Raw genomic sequence first — 16,075 nt, 5'->3', positions numbered from 1 at the left:
TGACGCGATGGACCGACAACGACATGTTCGGCCATCTCAACAATGCGGTGTACTACGAACTGTTCGACACCGCGATCAACGCGTGGCTCAACACCAGCACTGGGGTCGATCCGGTGACGGCGCCGTGGCTGGGGGTCGTCGCCGAATCAGGCTGCCGCTACTTCGCGGAGCTCCAGTTTCCCGATCCGCTCGTCGTCGGGTTGGCCGTCACCCGGCTCGGGACCAGTAGCGTCACGTACCGTCTCGCGGTCTTTCCGCCGCCCGAGGACCCTGGTGTCCCGAAAGGCGTTGCCGCAGTCGGGCATTGGGTGCACGTGTACGTCGATCGCGATACCCGCCGCCCGGTGCCGATCCCCGCCGTGTTGAGAACCCTGCTGGAAACCGCCGTCGTCACCTGACCCGATCGCGTTCCGCTGCAGCCGATAGGCTCATCCGATGCCACTCGTGAGCAAGACCGTCGAGGTCGAGGCCTCCGCCGAAGCGATCATGGCGATCGTCGCGGACTTCGAGTCCTACCCCCAGTGGAACGAGGAAGTGAAGGGGGTGTGGGTGCTCGCCAACTATGACGACGGACGGCCGAGTCAGTTGCGACTCGACGCTGCCGTCGGCGGCTTCGACATCAGCTACGTCCAGGCGATCTACTACCCAGGCGAGAACCAGATTCAGACCGTCATGCAGCAGGGTGACCTCTTCTCCAAACAGGAGCAGTTGTTCTCCGTAGTGGCAATGGGACCGACCACGCTGTTGACCGTCGACCTCGACGTCGAGACGACGATGCCCGTGCCAAAGCCGATGGTGAAGAAGATGGTCAACGACGCACTGGACCACCTGGCGGACAACCTGAAGACACGCGCCGAGACGCTCGGCGCTGGGGGTCCCCCCGCTTGCGGGGGAGAGCGGAGCGACAGCTAGGTCCAGAGACCCAGTTCGTCGAGGCGCGCAGTGAGTCGCCGGGCCGCGTCGGTGAACTGATGGTCCGTCAGCCGGACCACGGTGTCGACGTCGTGGCGGCGCAGGGCTGCGATCAGCTCGCGGCGGTTGACGACGGCGTTGCGGCCCCACTGCGGGTCGCCGGCGTAGATCTTCGGCGGCAGGTACCTGGCCGCGTGAAGAAGGAACCACGCCAGCTTGATTCGGCCCGAAGCCCGGTTCAACGCGCGGTGGAAGGCGAACTCGGCGTTGACCACGTCATCGGTGTCGCGCCGCTCGATGGCGTCGGCCACCGTCTCGGCCAGCCGCTCGAGTTCGTCGATCTCCTCCTCGGTGATGCGCTCGGCGGCCGACCTGACGAGCTGGCCGGCGATCACGGCCTGCAGCCAGAAGATGTCCTCGATGTCGTCGCGGGTGAAAGCGGACACCATGTGGCCCCGATGCGGTTCCAGCTGCACCATGCCCTCGCCGCGCAATGTCCGCAGCGCCTCGCGGACGGGGGTGATGCTCACCCCGAGGTCGGCCGCCGTTTCGTCGAGCCGGATGAAGGCACCCGGCCGCAAGGCGCCGGACATGATGCGGAACCGCAGGTGCGCGGCCACTTCATCGGAGAGCTGTTCGCGCCGAAACTCGCGGCGCGGCTTGGTTGGCACGATCACGACGCCTCGGCTTCCATGAATCCCCGCTGTCAGTCCCGTAGGCCGGGGTTGTCCCCGAGCCGCCGAGGCCATAGTGTGACCGGGGCAACACCATGTTTGATCAAATATCAACGCCGCGCAACCTGCGCATCGCAATACAGGGAGCACCAGACGTTGACCGCTACGCCAGCCTCGGATCGGCAGCTCGTCGAGCAGCCTTACCTGGCACGTAGACAGAACTGGACCAGCCAGCTCGCCCGGCACGCCTTGATGCAGCCCGGCGCGACGGCGCTCCGGTTTCTCGGCCAGACGACGACGTGGGGTGACCTCGAACGTCGCGTCACCGCACTCGCGGGCGCACTCTCCCGCCGCGGCGTCGGGTTCGGCGACCGCGTCCTGATCCTGATGCTCAACCGCACCGAATTCATCGAGTCGGTGCTGGCGGCGAATCTGCTCGGTGCCATCGCGGTGCCGGTGAACTTCCGCATGACGCCGCTCGAGATCGCATTCCTCGTCGGCGACTGCCAGGCGCGGGTCGTGGTGACCGAGCCGGTTCTCGCGGCGGTCGCGACCGCGGTCCGCGACCTCGATCCCACGCTGGCCGACGTCATCGTCGCCGGTGGGACCACCGAGGATGGACTGCTCGGGTACGACGATCTGCTCGCCGAAGAGGGCAGCGCGCCCGACCCGGTTGACATCCCCAACGATTCGCCCGCGCTGATCATGTACACCTCGGGCACCACCGGACGCCCCAAGGGCGCGGTGCTGACCCACGTCAACCTCTCCGGCCAGGCGATGACGCACCTGTTCACCAGCGGTGCCGACCTGAACCACGACGTCGGCTTCATCGGTGTGCCGCTGTTTCACATCGCGGGCATCGGCAACACCATCACCGGCCTGCTCCTCGGCCGGCCGACGGTGATCTACCCGCTGGGTGCCTTCGATCCCGGCGCACTGCTCGACGTGCTGGAGAGCGAGCAGGTCACGGGTATCTTCCTGGTGCCTGCGCAATGGCAGGTGGTGTGCGCCGCCCAGCGCGCCAAGCCCCGCCAACTGCGATTGCGCGTGCTGTCCTGGGGTGCGGCCCCGGCCTCGGATACCCTCTTGCGCGACATGGCCGCGACCTTCCCTGGCACCCAGATTCTGGCCGCCTTTGGTCAAACCGAGATGTCACCCGTGACGTGCATGCTGCTGGGTGAGGACGCCATCAGGAAGCTGGGCTCGGTCGGCAAGGTCATCCCGACCGTCGCGGCGCGCGTCGTCGACGAGGACATGAACGACGTTCCCATCGGTCAGGTCGGCGAAATCGTGTACCGCGCACCGACATTGATGGCCGGCTACTGGAACAACCCGAAGGCGACGGCGGAGGCCTTCGCCGGTGGCTGGTTCCATTCGGGCGACCTCGTTCGCCAGGACGACGAGGGCTACGTCTGGGTCGTCGACCGCAAGAAGGACATGATCATCTCCGGCGGCGAGAACATTTACTGCGCCGAGGTCGAGAATGCGCTGGCCGCGCACCCGTCGATCGGCGAGGCGGCGGTGATCGGCCGTCCCCACCCGAAGTGGGGAGAGGTTCCCGTCGCGATCGTCGCGCTGGGAACGCCGGGGCAATCGGGTCTGACTCTCGGCGACCTCGAAGAATTCCTCACCGAACGCCTGGCTCGATACAAGCACCCGAAGGCGCTCGAAGTCGTCGACGCGCTGCCGAGGAACCCCGCCGGCAAGGTTCTCAAGACGGAACTGAGGGAACGCTTCGGCGCCGGAGGTTCGATTGACGCTGACGAAAGTTCTTCTGCTCCAACGGTTTCAGCCAACTCGGCGGAAGGCTGACCTCCGATGACGAGTTTGCCAACGCGCCCGATGACAATCCTGCCGATGCGGTGCACCGCGCCGATCCCATCGGGTACTCTCCTGTGGTCCGCCTTACTACCCATGAGTAGGGAGACAGTGATCACACACACGAAGCTGGGGCAAGGAGGGGGCGTGCGACAGCATCTGCCGTTGCGCCGCAGGAGTCGCGGCTTCGTCACGCAAGAGATGGAAGCCCACCGGTGACGGCGCAGACGCCGGGGTTGTTCGACTACGTCCGCGACCAGGTAAAGCCAGGTCTAGAGGCTGTCGGCGGTTTCGTGAAGATGTGCGTCCTCACGGGCAAGGCACTCTTCCGCAGGCCCTTCCAGTGGCGCGAGTTCATCCTCCAGGGCTGGTTCCTGATGAGGGTCGCCTTCCTGCCCACCATCGCGGTCGCCATCCCGCTGACCGTGCTCATCATCTTCACGCTGAACATTCTGCTTGCCGAGTTCGGTGCCGCCGACATCTCCGGCGCGGGTGCGGCACTCGGAGCGGTGACGCAGCTCGGCCCCCTGGTAACCGTGCTGGTGGTTGCCGGCGCCGGGTCCACCGCGATTTGCGCAGACATCGGTGCGCGCACCATCCGCGAGGAGATCGACGCCCTCGAGGTCCTCGGCATCGACCCGATCCACCGCCTAGTGGTTCCCCGCGTGATCGCCTCGACGTTCGTCGCCTTCCTTCTCAACGGCGCCGTCATCACCATCGGTCTGGTCGGCGGCTTCATCTTCGGCGTCTACATCCAGAACATCTCCGCAGGCGCCTACGTGTCGACCCTGACGCTGGTGACCGGCCTCCCGGAGGTGCTGATCTCGGTCGTCAAGGCCTTGATCTTCGGCCTGATCGCCGGATTGGTCGGCTGCTACCGCGGCCTCACCGTCTCCGGCGGCGCCAAGGGCGTCGGCACGGCAGTCAACGAAACCCTGGTGCTCTGCGTCATCGCTCTGTTCGCGGTGAACGTCATCATGACCACCATCGGCGTTCGATTCGGAACGGGGCGCTGACATGTCCACAGCTACGGTCCTGAGATCCCGCTTCCCCCGCGCCATCGCTGGCAGCGAGCGGCTCGTCAGCTCGCCTGCGCGGTTCCTCGACAGCATCGGCCACATCGCCTGGTTCGTCGTCACCGCCGTCGGCTCCATCGGGCACGCCTTCCGGTTCTACCGCAAGGAGATGCTGCGGCTGATCGCCGAAATCGGCATGGGCACGGGTGCCATGGCCGTCATCGGTGGCACGGTCGCCATCGTCGGCTTCGTCACCCTCTCTGGTGGCTCGCTGATCGCCATCCAGGGATTCGCGTCGCTCGGCAACATCGGCGTCGAGGCGTTCACCGGATTCTTCGCCGCCCTGGTCAACGTGCGCATCGCCGCACCGGTCGTCGCGGGCCAGGCGCTGGCCGCCACGGTCGGCGCCGGTGCGACCGCCGAGCTTGGTGCCATGCGCATCAGCGAGGAGATCGACGCGCTCGAGGTCATGGGCATCAAGTCGATCTCGTACCTGGTGTCGACGCGCATCATGGCCGGCTTCGTCGTCATCATCCCGCTCTACGCGATGGCGATCATCATGTCGTTCCTGTCGGCGCAGATCACCACGACGCTGTTCTACGGCCAGTCGACCGGCACCTACGAGCACTACTTCCAGACGTTCCTGCGTCCCGACGACGTGGCCTGGTCCTTCGTGCAGGCGATCATCATCTCGGTGATCGTCATGCTCAACCACTGCTACTACGGCTTCTACGCCAGCGGCGGCCCGGTCGGCGTCGGCGAGGCCGTCGGCCGCTCGATGCGCGCGTCGCTGATCGCCATCGTCCTGGTCGTCCTGTTCGCTTCGTTGGCGCTTTACGGCACCAACGCCAACTTCAACCTGACGGTGTAGCCGATGACCGCTCCTGGCCAGATGCAACTACCGGTCAACAAGCCGCGCACACCTCCGTACAAGGTGGCCGGCCTCGTCTTGCTGCTGATCGCCGCGGTCGTCGTCGCGTTGGTGTCGATCCAGTTCAAGGGTGGCTTCAGCGACCCCGAGAAGCTGACGCTCATCTCCTCGCGCTCCGGTCTGTCGATGGATCCCGGTTCGAAGGTCACCTACAACGGTGTCGAGATCGGCCGGGTCGCCGACATCACCGCGATCGATGAGAACGGTGAACCGAAGGCCAAGGTCATTCTGGACGTCGACCGCCAGTTCACCAACTTGATTCCGTCGAACGTGGATGCCCAGATCAAGGCCACCACCGTGTTCGGCAACAAGTACATCGCCTTCTCCTCACCGGCGAAGCCGTCGCCGCAGCGGGTCAGCCCATCGACGCCGATTCAGGCATCCGGCGTCACCACCGAGTTCAACACCCTGTTCGAGACCGTGGTGTCGGTGGCTCAGAAGGTCGACCCGATCAAGCTCAACCAGACGCTGACCGCGACGGCGCAGGCCCTCGACGGCCTCGGCGAGCGATTCGGCCAGTCGATCGAGAACGGCAACACGATCCTGGCGGACGTCAATCCCCTGCTGCCGCAGCTCCGCAAGGACAACCAGCGACTGTCGGAACTCGCCGATGTGTACTCCAACGCCGCACCCGATCTGTTCGACGGTCTGAACAGTGCCGTCACCACGGCCAAGACGCTGAACGACGAGCAGGGCAACCTCGATCAGGCGTTGATGGCGTCCGTCGGGTTCGGCAACACCGGTGGCGAAGTCTTCGAGAAGGCAGGCCCCTACCTGGTCCGCGGTGCCGCTGACCTCGTGCCGACGAGCGCACTGCTCGACGAGTACAGCCCGATGCTCTTCTGCACCATCCGCAACTACCACGACGTCGAGCCGAAGATCGCCTCGTCGCTCGGCGGCAACGGCTACTCGCTGCGCACCCATTCCCAGGTCCTCGGCGCGGCCAACCCCTACGTGTATCCCGACAACCTGCCGCGGGTCAACGCCCGCGGCGGCCCCGAGGGCAGGCCAGGCTGCTGGCAGTCCGTCACCCACGACCTGTGGCCGAACCCGTACCTGGTGATGGACACCGGTGCCAGCATCGCCCCCTACAACCACTTCGAACTCGGCCAGCCCATCGCGATCGAGTACGTCTGGGGACGTCAAATCGGGGAGAACACGATCAACCCATGAGAATCACCGGTACAGCGATCAAACTCGGCGCACTCTCTCTGGTGCTGCTGATGTTCACCGCGCTCATCATCGTGGTGTTCGGCCAACTGCGGTTCGATCGCAGCACCGGCTATTCCGCGATCTTCAAGAACGCCAGCGGCCTGCGCGCGGGACAGTTCGTCCGTGCCTCGGGCGTCGAGGTCGGCAAGGTCTCCAAGGTCGAACTGATCAACGGCGGCAATGAGGTAGAGGTCAACTTCGACGTCGACCGCTCGCTGCAGCTGTTCCAGGGGACGACGGCGTCGATCCGGTACCTGAACCTGATCGGCGATCGCTACCTGGAACTCAAGCGCGGCGACGACAACACCAAGCTTCCCGCCGGCGGCACCATCCCGGACACCCGCACCGAGCCCGCACTCGATCTCGACGCGCTGATCGGTGGATTCCGCCCGCTGTTCCGGGCGCTGGATCCCGACAAGGTCAACACGATCGCCTCGTCGATCATCACGATCTTCCAGGGTCAGGGCGGCACCATCAACGACATCCTCGACCAGACGGCCTCGTTGACCTCGGCGCTGGCCGACCGCGACCAGGCGATCGGTGAGGTGGTCAAGAATCTCAACACCGTCCTGGACACGACGGTCAAGCATCAGCAGCAGTTCGACGAGACGGTCAAGAACTTCGAGACGCTGGTGACTGGGCTGAAGAATCGCGCCGACCCAATCGCGTCGTCGGTGGCCAACATCAGCAACGCGGCAGGCTCGGTGGCAGATCTCCTCGGCGACAACCGCCCGCTGCTGCAGAAGACGGTCACCGACCTCGAGATCCTTCAGCAGCCGCTGGTCGACCAGAAGGACCAGTTGAACGACACGCTGATCAAGATTCCCGCCGCGCTGAAGATCATCGGCCGAGCGGGCGGCATCTACGGTGACTTCTTCAACTTCTACGCCTGCGACGTCACTCTCAAGTTGAACGGTTTGCAGCCGGGTGGCCCGGTCCGCACGGTCAAGGTCTGGTCTCAGCCATCGGGTAGGTGCACACCGCAATGAGGAGTATCGAAGGCAACAACCGGATCCGTAACGGGTTGGTGGGCATCATCATCCTGACGCTCGTCATCGGCGTTGGTCAGAGTTTCGCCAGTGTGCCGATGATCTTTGCGCAGCCGAACTACTACGCGCAGTTCACCGACACCGGCGGTCTCAACCCCGGTGACAAGGTGCGGATCGCAGGCGTCGACGTCGGCGAGGTTAAGTCGATGGAGATCGAGGGCGACAAGGTCGTCATCGGTTACTCCCTCAACGGCACGAAGATCGGCACCGACAGCCGCGCCAACATCCGGACGGACACGATCCTCGGACGCAAGAACCTCGAGATCGAGCCAAAGGGCTCAACCGCACTGGGCGCCAACGGAGTTCTGCCTGTCGGCCAGACCACGACGCCGTACCAGATCTACGACGCCTTCTTCGACGTCACCAAGGCGGCCTCCGGCTGGGACACCGAGTCGGTCAAGAAGTCGCTGAACGTGTTGTCGGAGACCATCGACCAGACCTACCCGCACCTGAGCGCGGCGTTGGACGGCGTTGCGAAGTTCTCCGACACCATCGGCAAGCGCGACGAGGACATCAAGAAACTGTTGGCCAACGCCAACAAGATCGCCGGTGTGCTCGGCAGCCGCAGCGGACAGATCAACGACCTCTTGGTCAACGCCAAGACCCTGCTGGCAGCGATCAACGAGCGGTCGTACGCGGTTGACATGCTTCTCGAGCGGGTGGGTGAGTTCTCCACGCAGGTAAAGGGTTTCATCGACGACAACCCGAATCTGAACAAGGTGCTGACGCAGCTGCAAACGATCAGCGACGTGTTGGTGGCCAGGAAGTTCGACCTCGCCGACACGCTGACGTCCCTGTCCAAGTTCACCGGTGCCCTCGCCGAGGCCATCGCCTCGGGTCCGTACTTCAAGGTGATGCTCGTCAACCTGCTGCCCTACTGGATCATTCAGCCGTGGGTCGACGCCGCCTTCAAGAAGCGAGGCATCGATCCCAACGAGTTCTGGCGCAATTCGGGGCTGCCCGAGTTCCGGTACCCAGATCCCAACGGCCAGCGCCAAGCCAACGGAGCGCCTCCGGCTGCGCCGACACCGCTGGAAGGTACCCCCGAACATCCCGGTCCGGCCGTGATCGCCGGCTCGCCGTGCTCCTACGCGCCCGGTCCGGGGAACTTCCCCACCGCAGGCAATCCGTTGCCATGCACGCAGGCAGAGAATGGACCATTCGGCCCGAATCCCTACGGCACCAACACCTACGGACCGCCGGACGTGCTCGGGGCGCCTGCGGACCCGAACGCGCCGCCGCCGGCCCCCGGCGTGCCAAGCGCCGCGTTCCCCGGTGAGTACCCGTCACCCGTCCAGGGGATCCCCCCGGCTCCGTTCGCCCCTGGTCCGCCAGGAGCCAGGACGGTTCCGGCGACGCCCGGTCCGTCCGATCCGTACATCGCGCCGGGATCCCTTCAGGGAGACGGCACCTCGCCGCCACCGCCCGCGCTGGTCGGTCCGATTCCGCCCCCAGGGCCGGGACCGCAGGTCGGTAGTGGAGGCGAACCGCTACCCGGTAATCCGCCGTTCCTTCCGCCCGGATCACAAGGTTAGGGGGCCACAGAGATGTCGACGATCTTCAACGTCCGAAACATGAAGTTGCCCGCGCTGACCAAGGCGTCGCTGATCGTGGGCACGCTCATCGTGATCGTGGCGGTAGTGGCGGCCTTCCTCGGCTGGCATCTGTACAAGAAGCTGACCACGAACACCGTGGTGGCTGAGTTCCCGCAGACGTTGGCGCTCTACCCGGGCGACAAGGTCGAGATCATGGGTGTCCGGGTTGGTTCGATCGACAAGATCGAGCCGGCCGGGGACAAGATGCGGGTGACGTTCAACTATGAGTCGAAGTACAAGGTCCCGGCCAATGTCACCGCCTCGATCCTGAACCCCAGCCTGGTCGCCTCGCGCACCATCCAGCTGGCCCCGCCCTACACCGGCGGCCCCGTCATGGAGAGCGGCGCGGTGATCCCCGAGGACCGCACCCAGGTACCGGTCGAATACGACGAACTGCGGGACTCCCTCAACCGTATTTTGACCGACCTTGGCCCCACCAAGGAACAACCCAAGGGCCCCTTCGGTGATGTCATCGAATCCTTCTCCGACGGTCTGGCCGGCAAGGGCGAACAGATCAACAAGACCCTCAACAGCCTGTCCGAGGCGTTGACCACCCTCAACCAGGGGCGCGGCGACTTCTTCGGCGTGGTCAAGAGTTTGGCGCTGTTCGTCAACGCGCTCTACAAGAGCGATCAGCAGTTCGTCGCCCTCAACGACAACCTGGCCCAGTTCACCAACGCCTTCAGCAACACCGACCGCGAGGTCGCCAACGCGGTGCAGGACCTCAACCAACTGCTCACCACCACCCGCGGCTTCCTCAACGAGAACTCCACGGTGCTGACCAAGGACGTCAACAACCTCGCCGACGTCACCAACGCGATCCTGCAACCCGAACCCCGCAAGGGCTTGGAAACCGGCCTGCACGTCTACCCGAACCTGGCGGCGAACGTCGTCAACATCGCCGCACCGAATGCCGGTGGCATCGTCGGTCTGCCGGTGATCAACAACTTCGCCAACCCGATGCAGTTCCTCTGCAGCTCGATCCAGGCCGGTAGCCGGCTGGGGTATCAGGATTCTGCGGAACTGTGCGCGCAATATTTGGCGCCGATCCTGGACGCGATCAAGTTCAACACGCTGCCGTTCGGGTTGAACCAGTTCAGCACCGCGATGACGCTGCCCAAGCAGATCGCCTACTCCGAGCCGCGGCTGCAACCCCCGCCGGGATACAAGGACACCACCGTGCCCGGTGTGTTCTCCCGCGACACGCTGTTCTCCCACGGCAACCACGAGCCGGGCTGGACGGTCGCCCCGGGCATGCAGGGTGTCGAGGTGCAGCCGTTCACGCAGAACATGCTGACCCCGGAATCGTTGGGCGAGCTCATGGGTGGCCCCGACATCGTCGCACCGCCCGCCCCGTACGCGTTCGGGGTGAACGACGGCCGGCTGCCCGGCCCGCCGAATGCCTACGGCGAGAACAGTCCGCTGCCCCCGCCGTGGTACCCGCAGCCCGGCCCCCCGCCGGCACCCGCACCCGGGGTCATCCCCGGTGACCCACTGGGCGCCATCAGCCCAGCCGCCGGACCACCGCCCGCCGCCGCACCCGCGCCGGCCGGACCACCGCTGCCCGCCGAAGCAGGAGCTGGCTAATGCTGAAGCTGAAGCGTGTGAAGCTGAGGACCGTCGCCAAGCGCGGCGGGGCGCTGCTCGCCGCCGGTCTGATCCTGACGTCGTGCGGCTGGAAGGGCATCGCGAACGTGCCGGTGCCCGGTGGCGCAGGTACGAGCGCGGACAGCATGACGATCTACGTCCAGATGCCGGACACCTTGGCGCTCAACGTGAATAGCCGCGTGCGCGTCGCCGATGTGTTCGTCGGAAGTGTCCGGGCGATCGAGTTGAAGAACTGGGTCGCGACGTTGACATTGGACGTCCAGCCCGGGCTGAAGCTGCCCGCCGATACCAGGGCCGCGATCGGCCAGACCTCACTGCTCGGCTCGCAGCACGTGGAACTCACCGCGCCTGCGGACGCCTCGGGCCCGTTGCTCAAGAGCGGTGACACCATTCCGCTCGCTCATGCGAGTGCGTTCCCGACCACGGAGCGGACGCTGGCCAGCATCGGCACCATCCTTACCGGCGGCGGAATTCCGAACCTCGAGGTGATCCAGACCGAAGTCGCCAACATTCTTGGCGGGCGCGGAGATCAGATCCGCGAGTTCCTCGGGCGCCTCGATACCTTTACCGCCGAGTTGAACGACCAGCGCCAGGACATCACGCGCGCGATCGACTCGACGAACCGGTTGCTGTCCATCGTCGCGCAACGCAACGACACCCTGGACCGCGTGCTGACTGAGTTCCCGCCGCTGATCAAGCACTTCGCCGATACCAGGGATCTGTTCGCCGATGCGGTGACCGCACTCGGTCGCGTCAGCAAGGCGACCAACGACGCGCTGTCAGAGGCGAATCCGGACATCACGGCCAACCTTCAGAACTTGCAGCGGCCGCTCGTCCAACTGGGCAAGGCGTCGCCGTATCTGCTTGGCGCATTGAAGGTGATCGGAACCGCGCCGTTCAGCATCGAGAACGTGCCGAAGGCGATTCGCGGTGACTACATCAACGTGTCGCTCAACGTCGACCTGACGTTGTCGGCCATCGACAACGGCTTGTTGTCCGGCACCGGTGTGTCCGGCATGCTGCGGGCCCTCGAGCAGTCGTGGGGCCGCGATCCAGCCACCATGATCCCGGACGTGCGGTTCACCCCGAACCCGCACAATGCGCCGGGCGGACCGCTGGTCGAGAGAGGTGAGTGAGCGATGCTGACCCGCTTCATCAAGATCCAGCTGGTTCTCTTCAGCATCCTGACGGTCATCGCGTTGGTCGTCCTCGGTTGGTACTACCTGAAGCTCCCGAGCGTCGTGGGCATCGGGCAGTACGAGCTCAAGGCCGAACTGCCCCGATCGGGTGGCCTCTACTCGACGGCCAACGTGACGTACCTCGGTACTCAGATCGGCAAGGTCACCGACGTCCGACCCACCGAGCGCGGCGTGATAGCCACCATGAGCATCGACAGCGATCAGAAGATCCCGGCCGACGCCACCGCGAACGTGCACTCCGTGTCCGCGATCGGTGAGCAGTACCTGGACCTGGTGTCGACGTCGGGCACGCCGGGCAAATACTTGCCAGCGGGTTCGACGATCACCAACAGCACGGTGCCCAGCGAGGTCGGGCCCGCGCTCGACGCCGCCAACAACGGCCTGGCCGTGTTGCCGAAGGAGAAGATCGACTCGCTGCTGACCGAGACGTCCCAGGCGGTCGGCGGCCTCGGCCCCGCGCTGCAGCGACTGGTGGAATCGACGACTGCCATTGCGAGCGACTTCAAGGACAACCTCGGCCCGGTCAACGACATCATCAACAACTCGACGCCGATTCTGGACAGCCAGGTCAACTCGGGTGACGCGATCTCGCAGTGGGCGGCCAACCTGAACACCATCGCGGCGCAGACTGCCGAGCAGGATCAGGCGTTGCGCAGCGGCCTGCAGCAGGCGGCCCCGACGGCCGATCAGCTCAATGCCGTGTTCGGCGACGTGCGGGAAGCGCTACCCCAGACCCTGGCGAACCTCGCGATCGTCACCGACATGCTCAAGCGCTATCACAAAGGCCTCGAGCAGGCGTTGGTGATCCTGCCTCAGGGCGCGACCGTCGCCCAGGCGGGGACGATCTTCGAGGGCGAGGGCCTGCTGCACTTCGGCCTGTCGATCGGCCAGCCGCCACCATGCCTGACAGGCTTCCTGCCTGCGTCGGAGTGGCGTTCGCCGGCCGACACCTCCACCAAGCCCCTGCCCGACGGCCTCTACTGCAAGATCCCGAAGGACTTCCAGGGCAACGTCGTTCGCGGTGCGCGCAACTACCCGTGTGCGGACGTGCCCGGTAAGCGCGGGGCGACGCCGGAGGAGTGCCGCAGCAACACGCCCTACGAACCGTTGGGCACCAACCCGTGGTACGGGGATCCGAACCAGATCCTGACGTGCCCCGCGGCAGGGGCGCGTTGCGACCAGCCGGTGAAGCCCGGCTACGTGGTGCCCGCACCGACGATCAACAACGGGTTGAATCCGTTACCCGCCGACCAGCTGCCACCGCCACCGTCACCGATGAGTGACCCGTTGACGGCGCCTGGCCAGGGTTCCGTCGCCTGCAGTGGCCAGCAGCCCAACCCTTGCATCTACACTCCGGCAGCAGGTCCTACCGCGGTCTACTCCCCGTCCAGCGGGCAGGTCGTCGGTCCCGATGGAGTCCAGTACTCCGTCACCAACTCAAGTGATCCAGGAGAAAACGGATGGAAGGAGATGCTGGCACCAGCCGGCTGAACCCCCCCGGAGGGCAGGAGCGAAGCGACCCGGGAAGTGAACCCGGAGGGCAGGAGCGAAGCGACCCGGGAGAACGCATCCACCTAGAACCCGACACGTCGGACCAGTCCGACGCACAATCCGATCGATTGCAGGATCAGCCCGCCGAGGCAGAAGCCGCGGAAGGGGTCGATGAGCACGTTGTCGAGGACACGGCAATTGCTCAGGAGGACGTGACGCGCCGCCCCGAGCGGTTCGGCCGCGGCTGGCTCGTCGCGATCTGCCTTGCGCTACTCGTCCTGACGGCGGGCGTCGGCGTCGGCGGGTACCTCGCGCTGAAGTCCCACGATCAGAGCGAAGCCATGGCCAAAGAAGATGCCCTCGCACTGGCGCGCGCGAAGGACTGTGTCGCAGCGACCCAGGCTCCCGACATCGCGGCGATGACGGCCAGCCAGACCAAGGTGATCGAATGCGCGACCGGCGACTTCGGCGTCCAGGCGAACCTCTTCGCCAGCATGCTGGTCGAGGCCTACCAGGCGGCGAACGTGTCGGTCCAGGTATCGGACATGCGCGGAGCCGTCGAAAAGCACAATGACGACGGCTCGGTCGACGTGCTGGTGGCGGTCCGCGTGAAGGTCACCAACTCCCAGGCTGCCGACCAGGAGCAGGGCTACCGACTCCGGGTGAACATGGCGCCCGAGGACGGCACCTACAAGATCAACCGACTGGACCAGGTCACCTCGTGACGGCATTGCTCGACGACACCGACGTGACCCCGGCGGCTGGCGAGTTCACCCGCTACGCCTCCTGGCCGGCCCGCGCCGGTGCAATCGCGGTGGACTTCCTGCCCGGCATCGCCGTGATCACCACGATGGCCCTGTTGGCACTGACCACGGCCCGCGGCTCATGGGCGTGGTGGGTGTTCACCGGCACCGCCGCGCTTGCCGTGCTCGCGATACTGGTCAATCGACTGGCCATCCCGGCGGTCACCGGCTGGACGATGGGCCGGGCCGTCACCGGGATCCGGGTCACTACCTCCGACGGCGAACCCGCCGACGGCATCCGGCTGCTGGTGCGCGACCTGGCCCATGTGCTCGACACGGCGGCGCTGTTCGTCGGATGGTTGTGGCCACTGGGGGACAAGCGCCACCGGACATTTGCGGACCTCTTGCTGCGCACCGAAGTCCGCGTCGTCGACCCTGCCGAGGCGCCACGCCGAGACGTCCGGAGGATCGCCGGTTGCGTGCTGCTCGCGGCCGCAGTGCTGTGCGCGGCTGGCGGCGGGCTGGGCTACCTGCAGGTGTACCGCCAGGACCGGGCGCTCGAGAAGGCCAGGATCGAGATCACCGAACAGGGCCCGCGGATCGTCGAGCAGCTGCTGAGCTACGGCACGAAGACCGTGGTCGATGACTTCGCCAGGGCGCAGACGCTGGCCACCGACGGCTACCGTCCTCAACTGATCCAACAGCAACAAGCCGTCCAGAAGTCGGGCGTGACCGACAACGAGTACTGGTCGGTGAGCAGCGCCTTGCTGTCCGCGACGACCGATCGGGCGGCGATGCTGCTGGCGCTGCAGGGCCAACGCGGGTCCGATCCCAACGATCTCAAGTTCATCACCGCGACCGTGCGTGCCGACTTCGAGAAGACGAACGGACGTTGGCAGGTGGCAGTTCTCACCGTGCTCAAGAAGCCATTGACGGGTCAGACCGGTCAGCCGCAGCAGAGCGAGCCCGGCCGATGAGCCCACGTCGCAAGGTCGATGACCAATCCAGGGACTTCTTCTCCGCGAACGCAATCCGATCGAAGAAGCCGCCGTTGCGGTGGGGGCTTCCGTTGACTGCGATGGTCGCCTTCGTGCTGGCCGCCGCGGCGATCGCGGGCAGCGTCTTCATGCTGGTCGGACACGAGAGCCTTACCCGCACCGATGACCGGGATGCGGCCGCGCTGTTCTACGTTCGTGGCTTCATGACGGAGTACACGTCGCTCGATCCGTTCCACGCCAACGACTATGCGGATCGAATTCTCAAGCAGGGCACGGGTGACTTCGCGAAGTCGTTCAAGGAGAGACTGAACGAGATCGTCATTCAGGTCGCGCGCGCCGAACCCACTACGGGCATCGTGCAGGAGGCCGGAGTTCAACGATGGAACGACAACGGCAGCGCCGACGTCCTGGTGGCGACCAACGTAAAATCCACCGGGCCGGACGGCAAGACTGCCATTGAAAGCGGAACCCGTTGGGTCGTAACGACTATCGAGGAGGGACAGCAGTGGAAGATCAGTCAGCTGATTCAAGTGATCTGACCGCCGCCGACGCCGCCTCAGTCCCGCAGGGCAAGGCGGCGCGCAACCGCCACCGGCTGCCGCGGCAGAAGGCGCACCAGGTCGAGCAATCGGACGAAGCGGCAACCGGCGGTGCCACGCCCGACGACGGCCCGGAACCCGTCGAGGCTGCGGACGAGTCGACCCCCGCGGAGACGATCGTCGAGCCGTCCCCCGACCCTGGGCCCGAGGTCGAGACAACCGAGGTGACCGCCCCGACGAAGGGTCGCCGACGCCTGCCGTGGAAGCGCGACAAGGTCATTGGCGACGTT

General features: G+C 65.6%; 15 protein-coding genes and 1 pseudogene. 15 read left to right on the top strand and 1 reads right to left on the bottom strand.

The genetic code is table 11. The features are described from left to right. A partial coding sequence (locus QOD90_RS09285; RefSeq protein ID WP_526348886.1) for an acyl-CoA thioesterase occupies positions 1–398 on the top strand: 398 nt, incomplete at its 5' end. Between the two features lie 37 nt (positions 399–435). Then, entirely contained in the window at positions 436–912 is a 477-nt protein-coding gene (locus QOD90_RS09280) for an SRPBCC family protein (RefSeq protein ID WP_526348884.1), read from the top strand. Here the strand turns inward: QOD90_RS09280 and QOD90_RS09275 are convergent. Beyond that, a complete protein-coding gene (locus QOD90_RS09275; protein ID WP_526348882.1) occupies positions 909–1,589 on the bottom strand; it encodes a GntR family transcriptional regulator in 681 nt (226 codons plus the stop codon). The genes QOD90_RS09280 and QOD90_RS09275 overlap by 4 nt on opposite strands. A 153-nt stretch (positions 1,590–1,742) precedes the next feature. Here QOD90_RS09275 and fadD5 point away from each other — a divergent pair, with 153 nt between their 5' ends. The 13 genes and pseudogenes from fadD5 to QOD90_RS09210 form a co-directional block, all read left to right on the top strand. Continuing rightward, positions 1,743–3,398 carry a fatty-acid--CoA ligase FadD5 gene (gene fadD5 / locus QOD90_RS09270; RefSeq protein WP_526348880.1) on the top strand — a complete coding sequence of 552 codons (1,656 nt, stop codon included), beginning with the start codon at positions 1,743–1,745 and terminating at the stop codon, positions 3,396–3,398. A 305-nt stretch (positions 3,399–3,703) separates the two neighbouring features. After that, positions 3,704–4,420 (top strand): MlaE family ABC transporter permease, encoded by a 717-nt coding sequence (locus QOD90_RS09265; RefSeq protein WP_526348888.1) that lies wholly within the window; start codon positions 3,704–3,706, stop codon positions 4,418–4,420. Position 4,421: 1 nt separating this feature from the next. After that, positions 4,422–5,291: an MlaE family ABC transporter permease gene (locus QOD90_RS09260; RefSeq protein ID WP_526348878.1), complete on the top strand. Its 870-nt coding sequence runs from the start codon at positions 4,422–4,424 to the stop codon at positions 5,289–5,291. Positions 5,292–5,294: 3 nt separating this feature from the next. Beyond that, complete coding sequence (locus tag QOD90_RS09255; RefSeq protein ID WP_526348876.1) at positions 5,295–6,524, top strand: MCE family protein; 1,230 nt, start codon at positions 5,295–5,297, stop codon at positions 6,522–6,524. Further along, positions 6,521–7,552, top strand: coding sequence for a virulence factor Mce family protein (locus QOD90_RS09250; protein ID WP_526348874.1), 1,032 nt, complete (start codon positions 6,521–6,523; stop codon positions 7,550–7,552). Before QOD90_RS09255 ends, QOD90_RS09250 begins: the two co-directional genes overlap by 4 nt. Beyond that, a complete protein-coding gene (locus tag QOD90_RS09245; protein ID WP_526348872.1) occupies positions 7,549–9,147 on the top strand; it encodes a virulence factor Mce family protein in 1,599 nt (532 codons plus the stop codon). The genes QOD90_RS09250 and QOD90_RS09245 overlap by 4 nt, the downstream gene beginning before the upstream one ends. Positions 9,148–9,159: 12 nt before the next feature. After that, complete coding sequence (locus QOD90_RS09240; RefSeq protein WP_526348870.1) at positions 9,160–10,794, top strand: virulence factor Mce family protein; 1,635 nt, start codon at positions 9,160–9,162, stop codon at positions 10,792–10,794. Next, positions 10,794–11,951, top strand: coding sequence for a virulence factor Mce family protein (locus QOD90_RS09235; RefSeq protein WP_526348868.1), 1,158 nt, complete (start codon positions 10,794–10,796; stop codon positions 11,949–11,951). Before QOD90_RS09240 ends, QOD90_RS09235 begins: the two co-directional genes overlap by 1 nt. A 3-nt stretch (positions 11,952–11,954) precedes the next feature. Continuing rightward, positions 11,955–13,505, top strand: coding sequence for a virulence factor Mce family protein (locus tag QOD90_RS09230; protein ID WP_526348866.1), 1,551 nt, complete (start codon positions 11,955–11,957; stop codon positions 13,503–13,505). Then, positions 13,475–14,230: an Rv1363c family protein gene (locus QOD90_RS09225; RefSeq protein ID WP_526348864.1), complete on the top strand. Its 756-nt coding sequence runs from the start codon at positions 13,475–13,477 to the stop codon at positions 14,228–14,230. The genes QOD90_RS09230 and QOD90_RS09225 overlap by 31 nt, the downstream gene beginning before the upstream one ends. Further along, entirely contained in the window at positions 14,227–15,225 is a 999-nt protein-coding gene (locus tag QOD90_RS09220) for an RDD family protein (protein WP_526348862.1), read from the top strand. Before QOD90_RS09225 ends, QOD90_RS09220 begins: the two co-directional genes overlap by 4 nt. Beyond that, complete coding sequence (locus QOD90_RS09215) at positions 15,222–15,785, top strand: Rv1363c family protein (protein ID WP_526348860.1); 564 nt, start codon at positions 15,222–15,224, stop codon at positions 15,783–15,785. Before QOD90_RS09220 ends, QOD90_RS09215 begins: the two co-directional genes overlap by 4 nt. Next, positions 15,752–16,075, top strand: a pseudogene (locus QOD90_RS09210) (hypothetical protein); the annotation flags it as partial. The gene QOD90_RS09215 and the pseudogene QOD90_RS09210, both read left to right, overlap by 34 nt.

The organism is Mycobacterium sp. (assembly GCF_032161845.1).
In the GTDB taxonomy this organism is placed as follows: domain Bacteria; phylum Actinomycetota; class Actinomycetes; order Mycobacteriales; family Mycobacteriaceae; genus Mycobacterium.
Note: the sequence above shows the minus strand (reverse complement) of the source record. Positions and strands in the feature narration are given on the sequence as shown.

Excerpts from the sequence above, each read along its gene's own strand:
- QOD90_RS09280 (WP_526348884.1), top strand. The coding sequence starts at position 436 with ATGCCACTCGTGAGCAAGACCGTCGAGGTCGAGGCCTCCGCCGAAGCG.
- QOD90_RS09265 (WP_526348888.1), top strand. The coding sequence starts at position 3,704 with ATGTGCGTCCTCACGGGCAAGGCACTCTTCCGCAGGCCCTTCCAGTGG.
- QOD90_RS09260 (WP_526348878.1), top strand. The coding sequence starts at position 4,422 with ATGTCCACAGCTACGGTCCTGAGATCCCGCTTCCCCCGCGCCATCGCT.
- QOD90_RS09255 (WP_526348876.1), top strand. The coding sequence starts at position 5,295 with ATGACCGCTCCTGGCCAGATGCAACTACCGGTCAACAAGCCGCGCACA.
- QOD90_RS09250 (WP_526348874.1), top strand. The coding sequence starts at position 6,521 with ATGAGAATCACCGGTACAGCGATCAAACTCGGCGCACTCTCTCTGGTG.
- QOD90_RS09245 (WP_526348872.1), top strand. The coding sequence starts at position 7,549 with ATGAGGAGTATCGAAGGCAACAACCGGATCCGTAACGGGTTGGTGGGC.
- QOD90_RS09240 (WP_526348870.1), top strand. The coding sequence starts at position 9,160 with ATGTCGACGATCTTCAACGTCCGAAACATGAAGTTGCCCGCGCTGACC.
- QOD90_RS09235 (WP_526348868.1), top strand. The coding sequence starts at position 10,794 with ATGCTGAAGCTGAAGCGTGTGAAGCTGAGGACCGTCGCCAAGCGCGGC.
- QOD90_RS09230 (WP_526348866.1), top strand. The coding sequence starts at position 11,955 with ATGCTGACCCGCTTCATCAAGATCCAGCTGGTTCTCTTCAGCATCCTG.
- QOD90_RS09225 (WP_526348864.1), top strand. The coding sequence starts at position 13,475 with ATGGAAGGAGATGCTGGCACCAGCCGGCTGAACCCCCCCGGAGGGCAG.
- QOD90_RS09215 (WP_526348860.1), top strand. The coding sequence starts at position 15,222 with ATGAGCCCACGTCGCAAGGTCGATGACCAATCCAGGGACTTCTTCTCC.